The 22723-nt window shown below is 62.3% G+C and carries 23 protein-coding genes and 1 tRNA gene; 9 read left to right on the top strand and 15 right to left on the bottom strand.

Features of this window, described 5'->3' with window-relative positions; genetic code table 11:
- Positions 1 to 5 precede the first annotated feature (5 nt).
- Complete coding sequence (gene nrdH, locus ABX74_RS19595; RefSeq protein ID WP_019747886.1) at positions 6 to 236, bottom strand: glutaredoxin-like protein NrdH; 231 nt, start codon at positions 234 to 236, stop codon at positions 6 to 8.
- 291 nt (positions 237 to 527) lie between these two features.
- Between nrdH and ABX74_RS19590 the strand changes: the two genes are divergently transcribed.
- The gene (locus tag ABX74_RS19590) at positions 528 to 1355 is read left to right on the top strand and encodes a siderophore-interacting protein (RefSeq protein WP_047889499.1); all 828 of its coding nucleotides are present in this window, start codon (positions 528 to 530) and stop codon (positions 1353 to 1355) included.
- Between the two features lie 72 nt (positions 1356 to 1427).
- Here the strand turns inward: ABX74_RS19590 and ABX74_RS19585 are convergent, their stop codons facing one another.
- The gene (locus ABX74_RS19585) at positions 1428 to 1994 is read right to left on the bottom strand and encodes an NAD(P)H-dependent oxidoreductase (RefSeq protein WP_019747884.1); all 567 of its coding nucleotides are present in this window, start codon (positions 1992 to 1994) and stop codon (positions 1428 to 1430) included.
- A gap of 106 nt (positions 1995 to 2100) precedes the next feature.
- Here ABX74_RS19585 and ABX74_RS19580 point away from each other — a divergent pair, with 106 nt between their 5' ends.
- Positions 2101 to 2700 carry a TetR/AcrR family transcriptional regulator gene (locus ABX74_RS19580; protein WP_047889498.1) on the top strand — a complete coding sequence of 200 codons (600 nt, stop codon included), beginning with the start codon at positions 2101 to 2103 and terminating at the stop codon, positions 2698 to 2700.
- Positions 2701 to 2735: 35 nt separating this feature from the next.
- Positions 2736 to 3515, top strand: coding sequence for an META domain-containing protein (locus tag ABX74_RS19575; RefSeq protein ID WP_047889497.1), 780 nt, complete (start codon positions 2736 to 2738; stop codon positions 3513 to 3515).
- Positions 3516 to 3534: 19 nt separating this feature from the next.
- On the opposite strand, the gene ABX74_RS19570 is transcribed toward ABX74_RS19575, so the two are convergent.
- Positions 3535 to 4089 carry a nucleosidase gene (locus ABX74_RS19570; protein WP_019747881.1) on the bottom strand — a complete coding sequence of 185 codons (555 nt, stop codon included), beginning with the start codon at positions 4087 to 4089 and terminating at the stop codon, positions 3535 to 3537.
- Positions 4090 to 4157: 68 nt separating this feature from the next.
- Here ABX74_RS19570 and nadE point away from each other — a divergent pair, with 68 nt between their 5' ends.
- Positions 4158 to 4982 carry an ammonia-dependent NAD(+) synthetase gene (gene nadE, locus ABX74_RS19565; RefSeq protein WP_047889496.1) on the top strand — a complete coding sequence of 275 codons (825 nt, stop codon included), beginning with the start codon at positions 4158 to 4160 and terminating at the stop codon, positions 4980 to 4982.
- Positions 4983 to 4995: 13 nt separating this feature from the next.
- On the opposite strand, the gene ABX74_RS19560 is transcribed toward nadE, so the two are convergent.
- The 3 genes from ABX74_RS19560 to moaA all read right to left on the bottom strand — a co-directional run bounded on the left by ABX74_RS19560 (position 4996) and on the right by moaA (position 7374).
- Positions 4996 to 5751, bottom strand: coding sequence for a hypothetical protein (locus ABX74_RS19560; RefSeq protein WP_047889495.1), 756 nt, complete (start codon positions 5749 to 5751; stop codon positions 4996 to 4998).
- 314 nt (positions 5752 to 6065) lie between these two features.
- Positions 6066 to 6323: a MoaD/ThiS family protein gene (locus ABX74_RS19555; protein ID WP_003944706.1), complete on the bottom strand. Its 258-nt coding sequence runs from the start codon at positions 6321 to 6323 to the stop codon at positions 6066 to 6068.
- On the bottom strand, positions 6316 to 7374 hold the full coding sequence (moaA, locus tag ABX74_RS19550; RefSeq protein WP_019747878.1) for a GTP 3',8-cyclase MoaA: 1059 nt from the start codon (positions 7372 to 7374) through the stop codon (positions 6316 to 6318). Before moaA ends, ABX74_RS19555 begins: the two co-directional genes overlap by 8 nt.
- Positions 7375 to 7485: 111 nt before the next feature.
- Between moaA and glp the strand changes: the two genes are divergently transcribed.
- The 4 genes from glp (at position 7486) to ABX74_RS19530 (ending at position 11777) form a co-directional block, all read left to right on the top strand.
- Positions 7486 to 8688, top strand: coding sequence for a gephyrin-like molybdotransferase Glp (glp, locus tag ABX74_RS19545; protein WP_019747877.1), 1203 nt, complete (start codon positions 7486 to 7488; stop codon positions 8686 to 8688).
- Between the two features lie 28 nt (positions 8689 to 8716).
- Positions 8717 to 9703 (top strand): bifunctional molybdenum cofactor biosynthesis protein MoaC/MoaB, encoded by a 987-nt coding sequence (gene moaCB / locus ABX74_RS19540; RefSeq protein ID WP_047889494.1) that lies wholly within the window; start codon positions 8717 to 8719, stop codon positions 9701 to 9703.
- The gene (locus tag ABX74_RS19535; RefSeq protein ID WP_007731311.1) at positions 9696 to 10109 is read left to right on the top strand and encodes a molybdenum cofactor biosynthesis protein MoaE; all 414 of its coding nucleotides are present in this window, start codon (positions 9696 to 9698) and stop codon (positions 10107 to 10109) included. Before moaCB ends, ABX74_RS19535 begins: the two co-directional genes overlap by 8 nt.
- A gap of 228 nt (positions 10110 to 10337) precedes the next feature.
- Positions 10338 to 11777, top strand: coding sequence for a DEAD/DEAH box helicase (locus tag ABX74_RS19530; RefSeq protein WP_047889493.1), 1440 nt, complete (start codon positions 10338 to 10340; stop codon positions 11775 to 11777).
- 15 nt (positions 11778 to 11792) lie between these two features.
- Here the strand turns inward: ABX74_RS19530 and bluB are convergent, their stop codons facing one another.
- From bluB to ABX74_RS19515, 3 genes are all read right to left on the bottom strand, one after another.
- Positions 11793 to 12422: a 5,6-dimethylbenzimidazole synthase gene (gene bluB / locus ABX74_RS19525; protein WP_047889492.1), complete on the bottom strand. Its 630-nt coding sequence runs from the start codon at positions 12420 to 12422 to the stop codon at positions 11793 to 11795.
- Entirely contained in the window at positions 12419 to 13471 is a 1053-nt protein-coding gene (locus tag ABX74_RS19520) for a CobW family GTP-binding protein (RefSeq protein ID WP_047889491.1), read from the bottom strand. The genes bluB and ABX74_RS19520 overlap by 4 nt, the downstream gene beginning before the upstream one ends.
- Before the next feature lie 81 nt (positions 13472 to 13552).
- Positions 13553 to 14155, bottom strand: a complete 603-nt coding sequence (locus ABX74_RS19515) for a lipocalin family protein (protein ID WP_047889490.1) — start codon at positions 14153 to 14155, stop codon at positions 13553 to 13555.
- A gap of 175 nt (positions 14156 to 14330) precedes the next feature.
- Between ABX74_RS19515 and ABX74_RS19510 the strand changes: the two genes are divergently transcribed.
- Complete coding sequence (locus ABX74_RS19510) at positions 14331 to 16865, top strand: alpha/beta fold hydrolase (RefSeq protein WP_223257967.1); 2535 nt, start codon at positions 14331 to 14333, stop codon at positions 16863 to 16865.
- A 10-nt stretch (positions 16866 to 16875) separates the two neighbouring features.
- On the opposite strand, the gene ABX74_RS19505 is transcribed toward ABX74_RS19510, so the two are convergent.
- The 6 genes from ABX74_RS19505 to pgm all read right to left on the bottom strand — a co-directional run bounded on the left by ABX74_RS19505 (position 16876) and on the right by pgm (position 22668).
- On the bottom strand, positions 16876 to 17991 hold the full coding sequence (locus ABX74_RS19505) for an NAD(P)/FAD-dependent oxidoreductase (protein WP_047889489.1): 1116 nt from the start codon (positions 17989 to 17991) through the stop codon (positions 16876 to 16878).
- A gap of 225 nt (positions 17992 to 18216) precedes the next feature.
- Positions 18217 to 18289 (bottom strand) — tRNA-Ala (locus ABX74_RS19500).
- A 145-nt stretch (positions 18290 to 18434) separates the two neighbouring features.
- Positions 18435 to 19178: a thioredoxin domain-containing protein gene (locus ABX74_RS19495; RefSeq protein WP_007731305.1), complete on the bottom strand. Its 744-nt coding sequence runs from the start codon at positions 19176 to 19178 to the stop codon at positions 18435 to 18437.
- A 42-nt stretch (positions 19179 to 19220) separates the two neighbouring features.
- On the bottom strand, positions 19221 to 19709 hold the full coding sequence (locus ABX74_RS19490) for a MauE/DoxX family redox-associated membrane protein (RefSeq protein ID WP_019747868.1): 489 nt from the start codon (positions 19707 to 19709) through the stop codon (positions 19221 to 19223).
- Positions 19710 to 19734: 25 nt separating this feature from the next.
- Complete coding sequence (locus ABX74_RS19485) at positions 19735 to 20988, bottom strand: MFS transporter (protein ID WP_047889488.1); 1254 nt, start codon at positions 20986 to 20988, stop codon at positions 19735 to 19737.
- A gap of 42 nt (positions 20989 to 21030) precedes the next feature.
- The gene (gene pgm, locus ABX74_RS19480) at positions 21031 to 22668 is read right to left on the bottom strand and encodes a phosphoglucomutase (alpha-D-glucose-1,6-bisphosphate-dependent) (protein ID WP_021334357.1); all 1638 of its coding nucleotides are present in this window, start codon (positions 22666 to 22668) and stop codon (positions 21031 to 21033) included.
- Between the last annotated feature and the right edge of the window lie 55 nt (positions 22669 to 22723).

Here is a 22723-nt window from a genome sequence, read left to right as displayed (position 1 = left end):
GCGCTTCAAGCAGCGACGGTCAGGGTCTTGATGCGATCGGGACGGAAACCCGACCAGTGATCTTCACCGGCAACCACGATGGGCGCCTGGAGGTACCCGAGAGCCATGACGTAGTCGCGGGCTTCGGCATCCTCGGTGATGTCGATGATGTTGTATTCGAGACCGGCCTTGTCGAGGGCGCGGTAGGTGGCATTGCACTGAACGCAAGCGGGCTTGGTGTAGACGGTGATGCTCATGAGAGTCCCTCTTTCGCTTAGCCAACAAAGGCCGATGTAGTGATGTTCAGCACCGATTCGACCGATTGCCGGAGTCTCGCTCGAGGCGTTCCGCGTTGTGGTCTCTCAGTGCTCAAGACACTACACCTAGTGGCCGACAGAAACACATAACGCGAGATGTTGTGAGTCACATCGTTGAAATTCCCAGGTAGCCCCAGTTCAGCGCACACATCTTCCGGCGCGTCGGCGTGTCGCCCGTCACATTTCGGTCGCAGGCCTGACAGCATCTGAAAATCACTACTCGGACCTACCATGAGCGTCGTGGAAACACCCCCGAAGGACGAGGCTCAGCGCCACCAGGCAACCGTGACGAGAACGCAGCAGGTGACGCCTAAGATGCGCAGAATCACCTTCGGCGGTGCGGGCCTGAGCGACTTCGAGACGAGCGGGAGCCCCGACGAACGGGTGCTCGTCAGATTCCCCGTCGACCCCCCTCACGCCCGTAGTTACACGGTCCGGCACTGGCAGCCCTCGAAGAACGAACTGGAGATCGACTTCGTTCTCCACGGCCACGGCGGAGCTGCGCTCTGGGCCGAAAATGCGCAACCGGGCGAGACCGTACATCTTTCGACTGCGAGCGGGTGGTTCAAGCCGCCGGCAGAGTGCGACTGGCTGCTACTCGTCGCCGATCACGCCGCACTGCCAGCGATCGGGCGGATCTTGGAAGAAGCACCCGACGGTCTACCGATCCACGTCATTGCACAGGTGCCCGCGCCGAGCGAACAGCAGACGTTCACGACGCGCGCCGACGCTCACTACCGATGGATCGACGCAGCAGACTCACTGCTCGCCGAATTGGCCGCCATTCCCCTGCCTCCCGGCGAGGGCTACATCTGGTGCGCAGTCGAGGCCGCGACCGCCAGACGCATCCGCGCCCATCTGCGTCGAACATCGGAAATCCCGGCACCCCGCATGCACGTGATGGGTTACTGGCGGGAGGACAAGGAGAACTGGGAGCGTCGGTACGCCGTCGTCGCCGACCGTATCGACGCCGCGATGGGCGAAGCGATGATGGCCGGCAAGGATTTCGAGTCGGTTCGCGACGCCGTCGACGACGCGATGGAACGCGAAGGGCTCTAGCGCACAGATGGGCGTGACTCGCATACGAGTGAGGGCCATACCTTCCGGCATGGCCCTCACTCGTGAAACGGATTACGCGTTGACGAGCTGCTTGCTGGCGTCGACGAGGTCGGAGACGACCTTGGAGACCTGAGCGAGCACCTCTGCGTTCTCGCGCGGGTGCAGCTCACCGAACAGTGCGCCGGTTCCACCGATGCTCAGTGCGGTGTCCTCGACGACCTTGCCGCCGGCGATGCGGACCGCCTTGGTGGTGTCTTCGTGTGCCCACTTGGCGCCGTTGCCGCTGGGCGACGCGCTGATGACTGCGACAGCCTTGTCCTTGACTGCACCGACACCGTACGGACGCGAGATCCAGTCGATGGCGTTCTTCAGAACTGCGGGGATGGTGCCGTTGTATTCGGGGGTTACGAGCAGGAACGCGTCAGCGTCGCTCGCAGCGGCGCGCAGTGCGTCGACAGCGGGAATGGAAGCACCCTCGACGTCGATGTCTTCGTTGTAGAAGGGGACGTCGGCGAGGCCTTCGAAGACCGTCAGCGTTGCACCCTCGGGTGCGGCGGACACAGCCGTCTCGGCAAGCTGGCGATTGACGGATCCGGCGCGCAGGCTGCCGACGAGAACGAGAACATTGGTCTGTGACATAACGAGATTCCTTCGAGAGTGGTGCGGTTGGTGGCTCCGGTTGAAAGTTATATCAACTAAACGGACCGCGGTCCACTTACATTCCCCGGCCCTGTAACCTGATCCCGTGAGCGCAATCCCCCTCCCCCAGATCGGCGCCGTACCCGTCGAGCGCGGTGACGCAGCACGTAACCGCGTACTTCTGCTCGACGCCGCAGCCCTCCTCGTCGCCGAGCGAGGTGTCGACGCGGTCACGATGGATGCCGTCGCGTGCCGGGCCGGTGTGGGCAAGGGCACAGTTTTTCGGCGCTTCGGCAATCGATCGGGACTGATGCAGGCACTGCTCGATCACACCGAGCGAGAACTGCAGCAGGCATTCATGTTCGGCCCCCCACCGTTGGGTCCGGGCGCGCCGACGATCGAGCGCCTCATCGCGTTCGGACGAGCCCGGATCGCCATGGTGGAAGTACAGGGCGAAGTCCTCCGAGCGGCGGAAAACGCTCCTGAATACCGCTTCGGCGGTCCGGCACGAGCACTCGGCATCGCTCACGTCATCGGACTTCTTCGAGGAGCCGGCGTCGAGGGCGACCTCGATCTGCTCGCTTCAGCACTGTTGGCACCGCTCGAAGCGTCGCTTGTCCTTCATCAGGTGCGCGATCTCGGGATGACCACCGAGCGCCTGGCCGCCGGCTGGGAAGACCTTGCCCGGCGCGTTACTCGATGTTGACTCCCCAGATCCGTCCCACCACTTAATGTGAGCCCATGCGCATCGCAGCTGCCGTCATCGGCCTCCTGACCATCGCCGCGGTAAGCGGTTGCTCCGCTTCGTCCGACTCCCCCGAGGACAAGACGGACCCCTCCGGCCGCGTCTTCATCTCGACCTCCGTCGACGGAACACAAATTCCCGGCGGCGGCCCGCTGACTCTCGATTTCAGCCAAGCGGGTCGAGTGTCCGCGAGCGCCGGATGCAATACGGCAAACGGCTCGGTCGAGTTCACCGAAGGCAAGCTGACCACCGGCACCATGGCGTCGACCATGATGGGCTGCCCTCCCGGCATCGCCGAATCCGACGCCTGGACAACAACATTGCTGACCTCCGCGCCGACGTGGAGCCTCGACGGCGACACCCTCACCCTGACATCGGACGACGCCACAGTGACTCTGCAGGACAAGAAGATCGTCACGCCGGATCGACCTCTGCAGGGCACGACGTGGACCGTCACGTCACTCATCGGTCCCGATGCGATCAGTACGAGCCTGGCTCTGGAGACGTCAGCTCCCGAACTCACGATTGCCGCAGACGGTTCGGTCAGCGGAACCACCGGATGCAATCGCATGACCGGAAGCGCCCAGGTATCCGACACCACAGTCACGTTCACGCCGATGGCAACCACGCGAATGGCCTGCCCCGAGGAGAACATGGACATCGAGCGTCAGATCCTGGCGGTACTCGACGGTGAAGTGAGCTACACCGTCGACGCCGACACACTGACCCTGCGCAAGCCCGACAACACCGGATTGATACTGACTGCGCAGGCTTGACCAGACGCTGCAGGCTCGATCAGACGTTGTCGAGCAGCCAGCGCCCCAATTCGCGGGCGCTGGCATCGATCATCGCGGGCCAGTCCAAGGCCGAGTCGTCCGCGTGATCGCTGACATGTTTGACGAGTCGGCAGGTAGCACCCGCAGCCTGCGCGGCGAATGCGATGGCAAACCCCTCCATGTCGACCAGATCGGCTCGCTGAGCGAGAGCGTCCCGGGTCGCAGTGTCGGCGATGAATGCGTCGCCGGTCGCCAACACCGAGTCGTCACCGCCGGCGAGCACCAAACGGTCCGCGACGTCGTGCCCCAGCGCTCGGATCGCGGTGCTGCTGATGTCGTGATTGATGACGACCCCGGGAACATAGAGGCCACCGTGGTGCGCGTGCAGCGCACCGGCGGTCCCGATGTTGACGACCAGCGGCAGATTCTCCCGCTCGTACCGCGCGAGAGCAGAGGCGACTGCTGTTGCAGCACTGACCTTTCCAATCCCCGTGATCAGCAGTTCGTATCCTTGCGGCACGTATGCCGCTTCCGACTTCGTCGCACTGACCACCAGAACGTTGTTCGCACTCATGTGCGCGACCGTACCGCCCCGGATACGGTGGCACTGCACGCGCCTGCTCACATCGCTAGAGTCCATTCATGGCCACACTGCGTGAAAGCATCATCGAAGAACTCGGCACAAAGCCGACAATCGACGCCGCAGCGGAGGTTCGCGCGCGAGTCCAGTTCCTGAAGGACTACGTGCGCTCGACCCCCGCCAAAGGGTTCGTTCTGGGAATCAGCGGCGGTCAGGACAGCACGCTCGCCGGAGCCCTCGCCCAACGCGCGGTCACGGAACTTCGTGAAGAAGGCCACGAGGCCGAGTTCGTCGCCGTTCGACTCCCCTATGGCGCGCAGGCCGACGAATCCGATGCTCAGATCGCACTCGGCTTCATCAAGCCGGACCGCTCTCTCACGGTCAACGTCAAGCCTGGCGCCGACGCCACAGCCCGTGAGGCCTCCGAGGCGTTGGGGAACGGCGAACTACGCGACTTCGTCCGTGGCAACATCAAGGCGCGCGAACGAATGGTCATTCAGTATGCGATTGCCGGTCAGCTCGGCTACCTCGTGATCGGTACCGACCACGCCGCAGAAGCGATTACCGGCTTCTTCACGAAATTCGGTGACGGCGGCGTCGACATCACGCCGCTCACCGGCCTGAGCAAACGCCAGGGCGCTGCATTGCTGCAGGAATTGGGCGCACCGGAGAGCACGTGGCGCAAGGTTCCGACCGCTGACCTCGAGGACGACCGGCCCGCGCTGCCGGACGAAGTTGCCCTGGGTGTCACCTACTCACAGATAGACGACTACCTCGAAGGAAAGGACGTTTCCTCCGAGGTAGCCGAAAAGCTCGAGAAGATGTTCATCAACACTCGTCACAAGCGCACGGTGCCGGTCACACCTCTGGATGACTGGTGGAAGTAACTCTTACCAGCGACTAGCTACCGAACAGGCTGCCGAAGACGTTGCCGAGCGAACCCGTTCCCGAAGCCGGGTCCTTCTTCGCGAAGTTGGTGGTGCATCCGTTGAACTGCACCGCATCGACCAGCGTCGAAGTGGCTGCCGAACCGGTGCCCACGCTGACGCCGTAATGATCGACTACCGCATTCGGGTTCGCGGCGACGATGTCTGCCAAAGGCACTGACACGCGGTCCTTGGCGCCGTCGATGTTCTGAGTGCTCCACCACACGCCCTTCTGGAGATCCGCGTGAACGCCGCCGTCGGCCGTCGGCGTCGCGTCCGGTCCCGGGACCCACACCAGGGTGGTGAATCCGTTATCGAACTTTCCGCCGGTGGTTCCGGTAAGGCGGAGCTGGAACGCCGCAGTCGGCGTGGCGGCGCGCTCGGCAAAGCCGATCGCCTTGCTGACTGCGTCGGACAGCTTGATACCGCCGGCCGAATGGTAGGAAACCGAACGATCGCCGGTGCCGTCGACGGCGAGCTTCAGTGAACCGTCCTTGTCGAGAACGTTGTCGGCCGAGTACGACGCGGTCTGATCCTTCTCGTCGGTGAACGGGATGCCCCACCCGTTCGGCGTCGCTTCGGTGGACAGGGTCGAGCACGAGGCTTCCGGCGCAGAAGAGCCGAGAGAACCGGTGGACGGAAGCGCAGTAGCAATTGCCGGAGCGGTGAGTGCAGCTGCCCCGAGGAGCGCTACGACGACTCCGACACGGCGCGTGGAATTAATCGACATTGAAATACCTTTCACATATCCCGAGTGGAATTGCGCCAAAATTAACACATGTCGACAATTACCAACAGCGAAGGTATTTCTTTTGTCATCCAAACAGATGACAATTCACCTGGGCAATTAGAAGTGCATTTACTCCTCCAAAAGTAGGAGAAACTAAACAAAACGACCAATGCTGGACAATTGACCAACAATGGAGAAAACGGAGATAGATGCCACTTGAGCTGGAGTGATCAAGATATAAATATTTGGACCGGGAAACCGAAAAAGGACAATACGACGGCAGCCCACAAATAGCTACGCCGGCAATTCTCGGACTAGCCTCCAGCGAAAGGCGGAAGAATATCGACAGCGCTACCGGAGGCTCGAGAGACGTCGCGGGTCAACTCGTCACCGACGAGGAAAGCCGAGACCGACAGCACTCGCTCCATCTCCGGTCCGTATCGCCCGACCAAGACCGCCACCAACTCGGCAAGTGTGTTGTCGGGCGAAATGGCGACTACCTCGCTACGGCAACCGGATACATCCGCTGCAGCAGCAAAGTAACGAACCGAGATCGAATGCGGATCAGCCACCAATCGCTCCCATACTTCTTTCCGGCGGAACGAAGTCCGCGGCGTCGATGCCGTGCCCTGCCCACTTGTTCCACATCGCACCGCGCCACAAATCCGCAAGTTCGTCGTCACTTGCTCCGGCCCTGAGCGCGGCACGCAGATCAACTTCACGGTCACTGAACAAACATGACCGAATTGTCCCCTCTGCAGTCATTCGCGTCCGATCGCAATCACTGCAGAACGAGCGCGTCACCGAAGCGATGATCCCCACCGTCATTTCAGTCCCGTTGACACGCCATTCTTCAGCAGGAGCCGACGGGTCTTCGCGACCGATTGCGGCCAATTCGAAACGCTCACTCAATACCGACAGCAATTCAGCCGCAGTCACCATGTTCTCGCGCGCCCAAGCATGGTCTGCATCGAGAGGCATTTGTTCGATGAACCGCAATTCGACTCCGGCGTCGAGGCACCACTGTAAAAGGTCCGCCGCGCCGTGGAGCGTTTCGCGCATGAGAACGGCATTTACCTTGAGCGGCGCAAGGCCAGCCACCGCGGCCGCTCGGATTCCCGCGAGAACCGAAGGCAACCTGTCTCGACGCGTCAATTCCGCGAAGTGCGCGCGATCAACCGAATCCAGGGAAACATTCACGCGGGTCAAACCAGCTGCAGCCAGCTTTGCGGCACGATGTTCGAGCCCAACGGCGTTGGTGGTCATGGCAAGTGGAATTCCTGGCACACGCGCGGCGCATCCCGCGATGATCTTTTCGAGGTCACTACGCATCAGCGGCTCGCCGCCGGTGAATCTCACCTCGCGAATACCGACTCGTTCGACACCGATTCCGACTACTCGAACGATCTCGTCGGCACTCAGAAGGTCTTCCGCAGCGATGGCCGGCAAGCCTTCCTCCGGCATGCAATACGTGCAACGAAGTGAACACTTCTCGGTGATCGAGACTCGCAGATCTCTGGCAACACGCCCGAACCTGTCGACCAGGAGATCCGTCTCGGGACGACCGGCGAGGGAGGCAGCGTCAAACCGCACGGTGGGAATTCCCATCGAGACCACTGTCATCACTTCACCAACTTCCGTATTGCTCCAGTATGACCGAAAGCCGTACTCCGTGTGTCGGACGGACCACACCGCCTAGGATCAAAACATGTCGAGGTTGTCGAGGTTACTGTCATGAGCGCGCGTTCGGTCGAGGAACACGCTGCGCACATCTCCGGATTGCTCACCGGCCTGCACACCCTCTCTCCGTCGGCGGTTCCGACGGCAGAAGCGTTGGGGCGCATAACTTGCTCGGATATCGCATCGCCGGTGGACCTGCCCCTCTTCCGCAACTCACAGATGGACGGATATGCGGTCGATGCTGCTTCTGTGGCCTCGGTTCCGACCACACTGACGGTTCGAGGCGTGATCGCCGCTGGAAGCGGAAAACCACCGAAACACCTTCCAGGATCGGCATTTCGCATCATGACCGGTGCGCCGCTCCCCGAGGGTGCCGACGCCGTCGTTCCCGTCGAGGACACCACGGGCGTCACCGAGCACGTGGTCACCATCGAACGGGGCAGGTCTGTAGGCGAATTCGTTCGCGAACGTGGCAGCGACATCACTGCCGGAATGCTACTGGTCACGGCCGGAACACACTTGGAACCTCGCCATATCGCCGCGCTGAGCGCTGTGGGCCTGGCCTCGCTCGACACGTACACGAAGCCACGAGTCGCGATAATTACGACGGGCGCCGAACTGAAAAGTGCCGGAACAACTCTCGAACCCGGCGAGATCTACGATTCCAACGGACCAGCTTTGGCAACATTGGCCGAAGCCAACGGCGCCGATGTCGTATCCGTCGCCCGAAGCAGCGACGACCCGGCCGAGTTCCGCGAATTACTCTCGTACGCAACCTCGGTCGCCGATCTGGTTTTCACCTCCGGTGGGGTGTCCATGGGCGATTTCGAGGTGGTCAAGGAAACTCTCACCCCTCTGGGTGCACACTTCGGCCACGTCGCAATGCAACCTGGTGGTCCGCAAGGCACTGCAGTGGTGAACGAAGTGCCGGTCCTGAGTTTCCCGGGCAACCCGGTCAGCACGATGGTCTCGTTCGAGGTCTTCGCCCGCGGCGAACTGCGCCGGGCCGCGGGTCTGCCCGAGATCCCGCGCGAACGGCTGCCACTTACTGCACCGCTGCGTTCGGTGGATGGCAAGCGCCAGTTCCTGCGCGCGCGTAGAACTGCGGACGGTATCGAACTCGTGGCCGGACCCGGCTCGCACCTCGTTGCAGCAATGGCGTGGGCCGACGTCCTGATCGACGTCCCCGCTGCCGTGACCGAACTCGGAGCAGGCGATCTCGTCGATGTCCTCCCGCTCTCGACTTCCTCGATTTGATTCACTCGATCTGATTCAAAGGACACTCATGACCGAATTGACACACGTCGACAGCGAAGGCCGAGCGCGCATGGTCGACGTCAGCGCCAAGGCCGAGACGACGCGCATCGCCGTCGCTGCCGGTGAACTCGTCACGACCGCCGAGGTAGTTCGCCTCGTCCGCGCCGACGGCATGCCCAAGGCCGATGTCCTCACCACCGCGCGCATTGCCGGAATCGCCGGTGCAAAAAAGACGTCCGAGCTGATCCCGTTGTGTCATCAGCTCGCGCTTTCGTCGGTCAAGGTGGAATTCGGGTTCACCGAAACCTCGATCACCGTCGAAGCGACGGCAAAGACTCGCGGACAGACCGGCGTCGAGATGGAAGCACTCACCGCCGTCGCGGTAGCCGGCCTGACCTTGCACGACATGGTCAAAGCGGTCGATCCCGGAGCCACTATGAACGGTGTTCGCCTGCTCACCAAAGACGGTGGTAAACACGGACATTGGACCCGCGACACTCAGAACTCACAGACATCTCCGGCGCACGCCTTCGCCTCGCCACGATCCGCAACCGTCCTCGTCGCTTCGACCGGTGGCGCGAACGGAACCAGACCCGACACCACCGGACCGACGATCGCAGCCTGGCTACGCGAGCGGGACTTCGAGGTGCGTGGACCGCTTGTGTACGCCGACGCAGACATCGCGGCAGGCATCGCTGACGCCAAGGAGGGCTCCCCGTCGCTTGTCATCAGCACCGGCGGCACCGGTGCTTCCCCCACGGATGCAACGCCGGAAGCTACCCGGGCAGTCTTGACCCGTGAGTTGCCCGGGGTCGCAGAAGCGATCCGAACCAAGGGCCTCGAGAAGACCCCGCACGCGTCACTGAGCCGTGGTGTGGCAGGTCTCACAGGTACGACGGTCATCGTCAATCTTCCGGGTTCTCCCGGTGGAGTGAAGGACGGTCTCGCCGTCCTCGAACCCATCATCGATCACCTGCTCGCGCAGGTCGCAGGCGGAGGAGCACACGATGAGTGAGCTACTGGCTCGGATCTCCGAGCAACCGATTCACGCAGACACCGTCGACGCCGCCGTTGCCGGTCCGAAGAACGGCGCTGTTGTGGTGTTCACGGGAACGGTGCGCAATCACGATGGAGGTCAAGCAGTTTCAGCGTTGGAGTACCAAGCGCATCCGGATGCCGAACGCTTCCTCCAGACGTGCTGCCAAGAGGTTGCAGCCTCGACCGGCCTGCCGGTTGCCGCGATCCATCGCGTCGGTCACCTCGAGATCGGTGACCTCGCACTGGTCGCCGCCGTCGCCGCCCCGCATCGAGCGGAGGCGTTCGCCGCGTGCGCCGAACTGGTGGAGCGCATCAAGCACGAGGTACCGATCTGGAAGCGGCAACACTTCGCGAACGGCGTCTCCGAATGGGTCGGGTTGTAGGTCGAACGCTCCGAGAAGGTAGAGTTGCGATCACTAGGTGCCTGAAATCGGGCATCCAGCGTCGTAGAACGCAAATTTTCTTGCTGAGTGCTCAATGCACCCGCTCTTCTTACGGCGAAGAAGCCTGCCGACCGGCAGCGCCGCCACCACTGTGCTTGATTGTTCGACCGGTTAATTCCCGTGTCGGCATCCGGGCACGAACACGTGCCCGAAAGGCTCTGAACACACTTGTCTGACATCTCTACGCCCGCTACCACCTTCGCAGCCCTCGGTGTGCGCGCACCGCTGGTGAAAGCTCTCGAAGACGGCGGAATCACTTCTCCGTTCCCGATCCAGATCGACACCCTCCCCGACACTCTTTCGGGGCGCGACGTACTGGGCCGCGGAAAGACCGGAAGCGGCAAGACCCTCGCGTTCTCCATCCCCATGGTCTCCCGCCTCGCCGGCGAACTGTCCGGAGGCAAGCGTCGTCCGGGTCGACCGCTCGGCCTGGTGCTCGCACCGACGCGTGAGCTCGCCACCCAGATCACCGCAACCCTCGAACCGTTGGCCGCCGCATACGACTTGCGCGTGACCACGATCTTCGGCGGCGTCTCGCAGCACCGCCAGGTTCAGGCCCTCAAGGCCGGGGTCGACATCGTCGTCGCCTGCCCCGGCCGCCTCGAAGACCTCATGAAGCAGAAATTCGTCAGCCTCGACGCCGTCGAGATCACCGTGCTCGACGAGGCCGACCACATGGCCGACCTCGGCTTCCTGCCCGTCGTCACCCGCATCCTCTCGTCCACCCCGCAGGACGGGCAGCGCCTTCTGTTCTCGGCAACGCTGGACAACGGCGTCGACAAGCTCGTCAAGCGTTTCCTCAGGAACGAGGTCATGCATTCGGTCGACGAGGCCAACTCCCCCGTCGCCGCGATGACGCACCACGTGTTCGACGTCGACGGCGTCGAAGCCAAGAAGGCTCTGGTCGAGAAGCTCGCTTCCGGTACCGGTCGTCGCATCCTGTTCATGCGCACCAAGCATCAGGCACGCAAGTTGGCTCGCCAGCTCACCGAGTCGGGCATCCCGTCAGTCGACCTGCACGGCAACCTCTCTCAGGCTGCTCGCGACCGTAACCTGGCGGCATTCTCCGCCGGTGAAGCGCGCGTCCTCGTCGCCACCGACGTCGCAGCGCGCGGCGTCCACGTCGACGACGTCGAGTTGGTCGTCCATGTCGATCCGCCGGCCGAGCACAAGGCGTACCTGCACCGCAGTGGTCGCACCGCTCGCGCAGGCAGCGCCGGCGACGTGGTCACCGTGGTTCTGCCCGAGCAGCGTAAGGATCTCGCGATCCTCATGCGTAAGGCAGCCATCAAGGTGACCCCGGTTCGTTCGACTGCCAACTCCGAGCACGTCGTCAAGTTGGTCGGCGACATCGCACCGCACGTCACGCCGGCTCCGAAGGCTCCGGCCCAGCCGAACGGTGGACGCGGACAGCGTCCCGCCGGCCAGGGTGGACGCGGCGGCGCAGCACGTTCGGGTCAGGCTCGCTCCGGACAGGGCAGTCAGTCACGCGGTGCTCGCACCGGCGGAGTTGCCCGTCAGGAACATGCAGGCGGCGGCGCTCGCCGTCCCCGCACCGGCGGCGGCGCTCGCACCGCAGGCTCCACCGGGGGCCGTCCCGCGCGCTAGGCCACCCGGTACAACTCAATAGGTTTCGTAGTGGACAGCGTCGGCCAATGGCCGACGCTGTCGCCATCCGAAGCGCTCGAGATCCGGAACCTGTTGAAACTCAGTCACCTTCCCGACGCACAGCCACGCAATGGGGCGTACGGGCGACGGAATGCCCATGAGTTCGGTGAGGTACTTCTCGTCGTAGAACGAAACCCAGCCGATGCCGATCTCCTCGGCCACTGCGGCGAGCCACAAATTCTGAATGGCGAGTACCGCCGAGAACAGTCCGGTGTCGTCGACGCTATGACGGCCGAGGATGTTCGGGCCACCGCGTGACGGGTCGTAAGTGACGACGATGCCGGTACCGCTCTCGGCGATTCCCTCGATCTTGATGGGGTCGAACGTCGATCGGCGATCCTCGGGCAAAGACTGCGCGAACTTCAGCCGGGCATCGGCGACGTGTGCCGCGAAGGTATTGAGCGTCTCCGGATTACGAACGACGACAAAATCCCACGGTTGCGTGTTTCCCACGCTCGGCGCGCGATGGGCGGCGTCGAGAATGCGCATCAGAGTTTCGTCGGGGATGACCTCTCCCGAGAACTCGGCGCGAACGTCTCGCCGTCGCCGAATCGCTTCGTACACGGATACATCTGATTCACTCACGCCCCGACGGTATAGCGGTGCAATCCCAGCATGGCGTCGGGGTGCGGTTCGACCGTTTCCTCGCGCACGCAGGCGCGGAGTGCGCTGCCGACCGCTCCCGAATCCATCCCGGTACCGATCACAACGAGTTGCGTGGTTCGAGGTTCGCCCGACTTCCACCGCAGCGGCGTGATCCGAACATGATCACCCACCGATTGGATCTCGAATTTTCCTGTGTAACCCGGAATCTCGAAGTTCACGAATCCTTTGATGCGGTACACCCCCGGCGGTTGATTCTCGAGGAAATGCGTCAGAGCCCTGGCATCGAGTGGCATCTCCGACGTGAAATCAACCGATTCGTAGCGGTGGTGCAGGTGATCGTGGTGACACGAGCCGTCCTCGTGATCGTCGTCGTGCCCCTCGCGAAGGAGCTCGTCGAGGCTCAGTTGATCGCCCGGAGCGGGAGGGGTCACCTCACCGGAATCGAACAGCAGAGCAGGGTCTATCCGTGAATGCGCCGTCTCCACTATCGGCGCTCGCGGATTCAACTCGCGAATTCCGGCCGTGAATCTCTCGCGCTCGGAGACCGGAACGCTGTCGATCTTGTTGACTACCACCAGGTCTGCCAGGCGGACATGTTGATCGAGCTCGGGATGTTCGCGGCGAACGGTGGAGAAATTGGCTCCGTCGACCAGGACCACCAGGCCGCCGTAGACGACAGACGAATTCTCACTTCCGAGGACGAGTCGAATCATGTTCCGCGGCTCAGCAAGCCCGCTCGCCTCGATGACGATGACGTCGATCCCGGATTGCCGGTGCGCCAACTTGTTCAGCATCTCGTCCATGTCCGAGACGTCGACAGCGCAGCACAAACAGCCGTTGCTGAGAGAGACCATCGAATCGACCTGACCGGCGACCATCATCGAGTCGATGTTGACGGAGCCGAAGTCGTTGACGATCACGCCGATGCGTACACCGTCGTTGTTGCGCAGAAGATGGTTGAGCAGCGTCGTCTTGCCCGAACCGAGAAAGCCTGCGACGACTATTACGGGAATCTGCTTCTTCGCCACCACGCAACCTTCCGAAACCACACGTACCGATCAGTGATCGTAGTGGAGTGTGGCTCCGGAAGGTTCACGCTGACAGCAGACTCACACCGTGCAGAGCGGACGGATGTCCGACGTGCCCTCGGTGGTCGGTGACGTCAAGATCGTGCACGCGTTGTATCCACGGGATTCGGCGACCCGACGGATCTCACTCCAGCCGGCCGCGTTGACAATCGGGGACCGTGAGAGCACGAACCCGGAAAGCCTGAGTGGATCGCCCACCAGTGCCCACGAATAGTCGTCGGCGATATACGTGACGATGTAGTTGGGCGGACCGTCCAAACTCTCCTGCGAGGGCACCCCGGGGAAGCTCACATGCAACTGGGCACCCGTTGCTGGATCGGTAACTCGGGCATTCCCGACGATCTCGTTGGCTTGGCCGGTCCACGTCGTACACGTGTTCTTCACGCTCACGTTCGACGAATCGACGATCCCGTAACTCGCCCGGGTGTCCTTCGCGCACGCGAGGTTGAAGGGCTGAGGAATCGCCGCCACCTGGTTCCATTCCCCTACGTAGCGCGCGGCGTCCAGGTTCGCCACCGGCTGCAGAGGTTCCCAGAGTGGGCTCGCCTGCGCGGTTCCCGAAAACAGCGTCGCTGCGGCGCACACTCCCGCAATCGCAATCGCACTTCGCCCCGACCACTTCATGTCATTGCTCCTCGTCTGTACAACGCTCGATCGGCATTGGTTCCTCAAGGTATTCGGAGCTGACGGACTGGAGGATGGGGACGTATGTAAAACTACTTTCGGTTTGTTATGGACCTACTTCACAAACCTTATGTAGTCTTTGCTCAAAGATAGCTGAAAGTCGGACGGAGCTACTATGATGAAGGTTGTCGACTTAGGTCTCGAGCGCACTCGCTATGCAGTCATCGACGAGACGATCGAGTCGAGGTGGCGCCGAGTCACCTCGATGCAGCACGACACCGTTGCCGTCGTGACTCCGCGCGACCGGATCACTTTCGCCGAACTCGAACTCCGGACCGATGCATTGGTCCGCGAACTTCGCCTACGTGGGTCACACGGGGCTCGCCCGGTTGCGGTTGATCTCGAACCAACCGCCGAGTCGGTGCCCGCCATCCTCGCTACTCTGATTTCCGGTCGACCTTTGGTCATGATCGACCCACAACTCCCCGAGGCCCGGCGAGCGCACATCATGAGCGCCTCGGGCGCCGTCGCGCTGCAGTCGATCCTCGACGAATCGGCCGCAACCGGCTTCCGTTTCGACAACGCGCTGGAACCATCGAGTTCCGCCCCTGCCATGATCGCGTTCACATCAGGGACCAGTGGAGCGCCCAAGGGAGTCGTGTTGAGCCACTCCATGTGCCTGAACAAAGCCGACGAACTTGCCGCAGCAATCGACCTGCGCCCCGACGATCACATCGGAAACCTGTTGCCCGTCAGTTTCGGAGCCGGAATCACGGCCCTGATCATGGGACTGATGAACGGCGTCACGGTCTTCTGCTGGGATCCACGCGTCGACGGAGTTTCGGGAATCGACGACTGGCTGATCGAGAATTCGATCACGACCGCGCACTGCGCGCCGTCATTCCTGCGGGCATGGTCAAGCCTCGAATCCGATGAAGCACCGGATAATTCGCTCGGATCGCTGCGGGTCGTCGTGACGTACGGGGAAGCAGTTCACGGCGAGGACTACGCGCGCCATCGCAGTCACGGCTTCGCTCGCGTCACGTACGTCAACTGGCTGGCCACCACCGAGACCGGTGTCGTCGCGTACAACGCGTTCCCACCACATTCCGAACTACCCGTCGGAGTGGTTCCGGCCGGACGTGCTCGCGACGGCAAGGACGTACAGATCGTCGATGTGAACGGCGTGCCTCTTCCCGACGGAGAGATCGGCGAGATACAGGTTGTCTCGAGCGATCTTGCCGATGGATACCACGGTGACCCGGATCGCACTGCGGCACGATTCACGCGCCTCGGCGACGGAGTGAGCATCTACCGGACCGGTGACCGGGGCCGTATCGACGAACGCGGCGAACTACAACTGCGGGGCCGCGTCGACGACGCCGTCAAGATTCGGGGCTACCTGGTAGAACCGATGGAAGTCGAGGCGCATATTCGTCGAATCTCCGGGGTCACCGACGTTTTCGTGGCTGTTGTCCTCGAGAACGATCGACCGGAGATTGTCGCCTACGTGGTCCTGACCAAAGCCGTGATGGCACGGTCGGGCGCCGAGATGCGCCGCGAATTGGCCAAATTTCTACCGACCTGGATGCTTCCCCGACATTTTGTCCTCCTGGCCGAGTTGCCCCGCAACGAACGCGGAAAGGTCGATCGCCCGAGGCTGCCGACTGTCGCGGTGAGGAGCGATCTGCCAACTCTTGCCGGCCCCACCGAGCTGATGTTGGCTGGTATCTGGAAGTCGATTCTCTGCACCGACTCCGTCGACCGCGAGGACGACTTCTTCGAACTCGGCGGCGACTCACTCGCTTCCATCGAAGTTCTCAGCAGAATTCAGGAGAAGTTCCGGGTTCGAATCTCCAGCGCACAATTCGTCTCCGCCAGCACAATCAAAGACCTTGCAGGAGTTATCGATCGAAGTGCGGTCGTCAAGCAAAGCGCGCCGCAGCCGACGGTTGTGCCACTCAAATCCGACGGTAGTGGCACTCCCCTCTTCATCGTGAACGGTGCCGGAGCACCACCGACTGCATTGTCGAACTTGTCGAATTCTCTCACCACAGATCGCCCGGTTTTCGCGGCGCAGGCCCGCGGATTCGAATCTCGTGGCCTACCCGACCGCTCGGTGAAAGGTGCGGCACGGCGACTGATAGTCGAGATCAAGAAGATTCAGCCGACGGGCCCGTACCTGCTCGCCGGATACTCCTACGGTGGATACGTAGCTTTGGAGATAGCCGCTCAGCTCGAACAGGCCGGCGATGACATCCAGCGGGTCATCGTTCTCGACAGCAGGATTCCGAGTACTGTCGTCCAGCGGTTGGCGGCCCGCGCGGGCGTCCCTCTGGATGCGTCCGTCATCGAGTTGGCGCCTCAACCCCAGTCGAACGTCCGGTGGCAGCCGACCAAGCCCGCAGTCGCGGCACTGTGGGTGCGCTCGCTGTTCGCCGGGATCATGCAGTACCCACCTGCGATGCAGTGGATCATTTTCCTCTACATCGCAAACCAGGCGATAGCGAGACATCGCATTCGTCCCTGTGCTGCCCCAGTCACAGTAATCCGTGGCGCCTACAACAATCGGGGTTCCGAAGTCTGGTCGCTCATTGCCACGGGCTCACTCGAATTCGACGACATCGACGCCGGTCACGAAGACCTGATTCGTCCACCGTATGTTCGGCAAACTGCATCGGCCTTCGACCGAATCTGTGACCGAACATGACCAACGATGCTCACGTCCAGCTGTAGAAGAGAGAGCGGCGCGGAGTGACAGCCCATTCGGTCGTCGACGAACAGACCCTTTCCTTGACGAATGCACCCGCCCTGCCCGCAATGACCACTCCCGTTGACTCGTCGACACGAGTGGTCCGCTGGAACACACCTCGCCGCCTCCCGAGACTGATGCACCGACCTGCGAACTTCGGAGTCACCGGGCGCGGCGCGGAACCTTCGAGTCGATGCAGGATCGTTTCGGCCGCATGGACCCCCAAGGGGATCGCGGCCTGACAACTCATCCTCAGTGAAAGATCACCGACTGCGACGCCATCGCCCGCACCAAAGATGTTGGGGTGGGACGAGCATTCCAGTCGATCGTCGACCTTCAGACGACCGAGATCGTCGACGGGGAGGCCACTTCGACGGGCCAGCTCCGGGACACCGAATTCTGTTGCGAGAATCGTGCACTCGGCCTTCACCCGCACGCCTCCCGCGAGCTCGCACGACGAACCGTCGATCCGCGTCACCCGCGATTCGCTGACAATATCGACCCCGAGGTCGGTCAATGTTCTGAGAATTGCCGATCGCGCACGCTCTGACAGGTCCGGGGCCACGATTCCACCCGTCACCAAAGTGATTCGGCTGCTTCGATGCTCAGCCAATTCTGCAGCAGTCTCGATCCCGGTGAGACCGCCGCCGACAACGCAGACCGCAGCCTTCTCGTCGAGAGTCGCCAGCCTGGACGAGAGGCGATCCGCGTCCTCGAATTCGGCGACGCCGAACCCGTGCTCGTCCGCCCCGGCGATCGTGCTGGGTAACTGCCTACTTCCGACTGCGTAGACCAAGTAGTCGTAGTCGAGCACACTGCCGTCGTCGATGGTGAGCCTGCCGAGCGCCGCCTCGATCGTCGTCACCTCTCCGAAGACTCGGTGTGCCGCACGCGGTAGCGCCCTGTCGAACGAGACCGTCGCGTCGTAGCCAGCCGCCATCATCTGATGGAGCCTGATTCTTTGCACGAAGTGTGGGCGCGGATTCACGACGGACACCGTGATGTCCGACCGAGTTCTCAGCAGTCGCTTCGCTGCCATGACGCCCGCATATCCTGCCCCGATTATCACCACGTGTGCACTCATGGTTCTCCGTTCCGCCAACGGTCCCCATGCTGAGAATGCACGGGATGATCAGGCCTCATCGCGGACGTTATTGAATATTGACGCCCTGGCGTTATGGCGGCCGACACATCTAGGCAGAACTGTGCTGTATGCAATAGAGACTCGAAAAATGCAGGGTCGACAACACAACACTGGCTCGAAAACAACAAATGCTCTGCACCGATTGGTGCAGAGCATTTGTTCGGGTGGAGCTAAGGGGACTCGAACCCCTGACCCCCACACTGCCAGTGTGGTGCGCTACCAGCTGCGCCATAGCCCCGTATTCAATTAACTCTAACAGTCGAACTCGCAGCGGCTTTTCTGCTTTCCGCTTGCTGGAAGAAAGTTACACCACTTGACTCCTGGGCAACAAATCGCCTGGTCAGAGCGAAGCGGCCGCTCCTCGTCCGAGCGGCCGCTTCAGCTCAGGAGGAGAGCTTGGAAACCCAGTCGCTACTGCCCGTGTCAACGATCTTGCCGTTCGCCACTACCGTGGGCGTCCCGTTCGACCCGACATCCTTGAGCGCCTGGCTGGCGGCTGCAGCATTGGCCGCGGCTGCTTCGACGTTGGTACCGGAAGAGATGCAGGTTGCCACGTCCTCGGATGCGCCCGCATCACGAGCGATCTGGGCGAGGTCGTCGTTGGTGTGATCGCTGCTGCCGCCCTCGGCAGGCTGCGTGTCGGTCGCGAAAAGCTTGTTGTGGAATGCGGAGTACGCGATCGCGTCACCACCCTGAGCGACGCAGAGCAGAGCGGCGCCGGCCCGTGTGGAGTAGTCACCGCTGCCCGACGCCCGGTTGAGGAAGTTCAGCATGTGGTACCGCACGGCGACGTCACCGTTGTCGACGGCGGCCGCGAGAGCCTGGCCACTGAGGTGCTCGAGAGCAGCGCAGGCCGGGCACAGCGGATCCTCGAAGAGATCAATGGTCGTCGCGGCGGAGGGCTTGCCGAGCAGCACCACTCCGTTGTCCTGCACCGTGACGGCAACTTCGGAACTCTGCACGGAGCCGTAGCCGTCGTTCTGGGGCTTGTTCTTGCTGTTCGTCCACAAGACACCGCCGATGACGAGGGCCGCGATCACGAGCACCGCGAGGCCACCGATGATGTAGGTGGAGCGGCTCGAGACCGGTTCCGGCGAGTATTTGTTCTTGCTGCTCTTGGTGCTCACGCTGATGCAGTCCTTCGTGCGTCGAAACGATTTACCGATTGCTTACCTTGCCACTGAAGACTGAGTATCCACTGAGAACGCCGCGCGTGATCCGGGCCCCAATGCGAGCGGCGAACGCGGGAACACGAGCAGCCAGACGGCAAGTGCCAAGAAGCCGAGGTCCCGGAGAATCTCCTTCAAATAGTCCCAAGCGCCGACGTCGGCTGCACCTCCGCCGCCGAAACATCCGCAGTCGATGGACAATCCCCTGGCCCACACCGAAATGATCACCGCAATGAGAACCGTGAGGATGACCACCGAGACCGCAGCGGATACTCGCACCGCCAGCCCGACGAGGATCAGCAGGCCCAGCACTATTTCGACCAGGGGAAGAGCCGTCGCCACCGGACCTACCAGCGACTCGGGCAACAGTTGATAGGCGCGCACCGCGATCTTCGTCTGCACGGGATCAAAGAACTTGAGTCCCCCGGAAATCAGCCAAACGGCCGCCAAACCCAATCGGGCCACAAGACTCACGATGCGAATTGCCACCCGATCGAGAGTACAGAATGCCCGGTCAGTCCAGGTTTGTCCGCGCAGGAGTATCCGTTAGCACCGTCACATCAGTCAGATCTTCGACGACGGATTCGACGGGCTTCGTTCGCGACGGAACGAACAACCAACCCGTCGCCGACACGACTACTACGGCTCCCATCACCGCGAAGGCCGCCGAGTACGACACATGCTGGGCGATCAGTCCGGCACAAATCGGCGCCACTACCCCACCGATGTCGGACATCATCTGGAATACCGCCAGAACGGGTCCGCCTCGGGCCGTCGATCCGACAACATCGGCAACCGCGGCTTGCTGGGCCGGACTCATGAGCCCGGAGCCGACACCAGTCACTGCGGCGATGGCGAAGAACGCCACAAGGTTGTCGGTGAATCCCATTGCGATGGTTCCCAGACCGCAGATGAGCAGACCGCTCACGACAAAGGGCTTGCGTCCGAAGCGGTCTGACAGTCGTCCTGAAACGATCAACACCAACGCGTTTCCGACGGCAAAGATCGTGAGAGCGTAGGCCGCTATCGACGGGTCTCGGTCGAGGAACTCCACGACGAACAGAGGGACCATGGCAACGCGAACTCCGAAGATCACCCCGCCGAAGGCGAGGTTCGATCCGAGCGCTGCCCGGTACACCGGCGACTGGAGCCCTTCGGTGAGAGTCATCGACTTCACATCGACAGCCTTGTCCGGTGACGCCAGGTGAGATCCACGCAGGCTCACGAAGACAACGAGCGCGGCGATCACCAGCGCAACTGCGTAGATGATGAACGGCATCCGCAGACCGAACTGCAACAGCGCACCGCCGACCAGCGGGCCGCCGATCGATCCCATGAGAAAGCTTGTCGCGTACAGCCCCGAGACGCGGCCGCGACTGTCCGGCGGTGACATGCGAATGATCAGCCCGAGAGCCGACACCGTGAACATCGTCGACCCGATACCGCCCAACGACCGGAACAGCAGAAGTTGCCAGTACTCCCCGGCGAAAGCGCACGCACCGGTCGAGACCGCGACGATCAAAAGGCCGACGATGTAGACCGGACGCTCACCGAGTTTCTGTACCAAAGTGCCGCTCATCGGCGCGAACACCAATCGCATGAATGCGAAAGACGAGATCACGATCGTGGCGGCGGTGACCGATACGTCGAAGCTGCGCGCGAACTGCGGTAGAGCCGGAGCGACCAACCCGAATCCGAGGGCGATGACGAAGCTGGCGGCGACCAGTACCCAAATTTCCTGTGGCAGCTTGGCTGCACGAGTTTTCATGTCGCCCGGAATTCTAGCCGGGCGACACGAGCGGTCCGCGAGCTAGTTCGCCTTCAAGACGCCGGACACCAAGTCCTTGGCCGCTGCCTGAACCTGAGCCAGATGATCGGCGCCCTTCATCGACTCGGCATAAATCTTGTACACGTCCTCCGTGCCGGACGGCCTCGCTGCAAACCACGCGTTCTCTGTCGTCACCTTGAGACCACCGATCGCCGCGCCGTTTCCGGGCGCCGCGGTCAGTGTCGCCGTGATCGGTTCACCCGCCAGTTCGGTCGCACTCACCTGATCGGGAGACAGTTTCGCCAAGACTGCCTTCTGTGCGCGTGTCGCGGGCGCATCGATCCGCGCGTACGCCGGGCTCCCGAACTTCTCGGCCAACGCGTCGTAATGCGCTGACGGAGACTTTCCCGTCACCGCGGTGATTTCCGACGCGAGCAACGCAAGGATGATGCCGTCCTTGTCCGTCGTCCAGACGGAACCGTCGTGGCGGAGGAAGGATGCACCGGCGCTTTCCTCGCCGCCGAATCCCACCGACCCGTCGAGCAGACCGGGAACGAACCACTTGAAACCGACTGGAACCTCGAGCAATTCGCGGCCCACACTGCTGACCACGCGGTCGATCATCGAGGAACTCACGAGTGTCTTGCCCACCTTGGTGTCTGCGCGCCACCCTGGCCGGTTCGCGAAGAGATACTCGATGGCAACGGCGAGATAGTGATTCGGGTTCATCAAACCGCCGTCGGGTGTGACGATGCCATGGCGGTCGGAGTCTGCATCGTTTCCGGTCGCGATGTCGTAGCGATCCCGAATTCCGATCAGCGACGCCATCGCGTCGGGCGACGAGCAGTCCATGCGGATCTTGCCGTCAGTGTCGAGCGTCATGAATCGCCAGGTCGGATCGACGAGCGGATTCACCACTTCGAGGTCGAGTCGATGAGTTTCGGCAATCGCGCCCCAGTAGTCGACGCTTGCCCCGCCGAGGGGATCTGCACCGATCCTGATTCCGGCATCGCGGATTGCATCGAGGTTGAGGACGGAGGGGAGGTCTTCGACGTAGTACCGGAGGAAGTCGTAGCGTTCGACGCGGTCCAGCGCCTGCGCCGCCGTGACACGCCGTACCCCGGAAAGCCCCTTGCGTAGTAGCTCGTTCGCTCGATCGGCGATAACCGACGTCGCATCCGTATCCGCGGGTCCGCCGTGTGGCGGGTTGTATTTGAAGCCGCCGTCACGCGGCGGATTGTGTGAAGGCGTCACGACGATGCCGTCGGCCTTTGCCTCCGGTCCCGTCGAGTTGTACCGCAAGATCGCGTGACTGACCGCCGGGGTGGGCGTGTAGGCATCACGTGAATCGACGAGGACGACGACGTCGTTGGCGACCAGAACCTCCAAGGCCGACAGCCAGGCAGGCTCCGAGAGCGCATGTGTATCGCGGCCGATGAACAGTGGTCCGTCGATGCCCTGCGAAGCGCGGTACTCGACGATCGCCTGGGTTGTCGCCAGGATGTGAGCTTCGTTGAACGCCGCGTCGAGACTGGAACCGCGATGTCCTGAAGTGCCGAAAAGTACCTGCTGCATCGGGTTCTCGGGATCCGGGGTGCGCGTGTAATACGCGGTGACCAGATGAGGAACGTCGATCAGATCCTCTGGCAGAGCCACTTGTCCTGCTCGTTCGTGCGCCACGAATCCCCCTCGGCCCGGTGGTCGACCACTGTGTCGACGCGACTGTGGACAATTG

The organism is Rhodococcus sp. ARP2 (assembly GCF_001029585.1).
In the GTDB taxonomy this organism is placed as follows: domain Bacteria; phylum Actinomycetota; class Actinomycetes; order Mycobacteriales; family Mycobacteriaceae; genus Rhodococcus_F; species Rhodococcus_F erythropolis.
The sequence above is the reverse complement of the archived record's forward strand: the minus strand, read 5'-3'. Positions and strand labels throughout refer to the sequence as shown.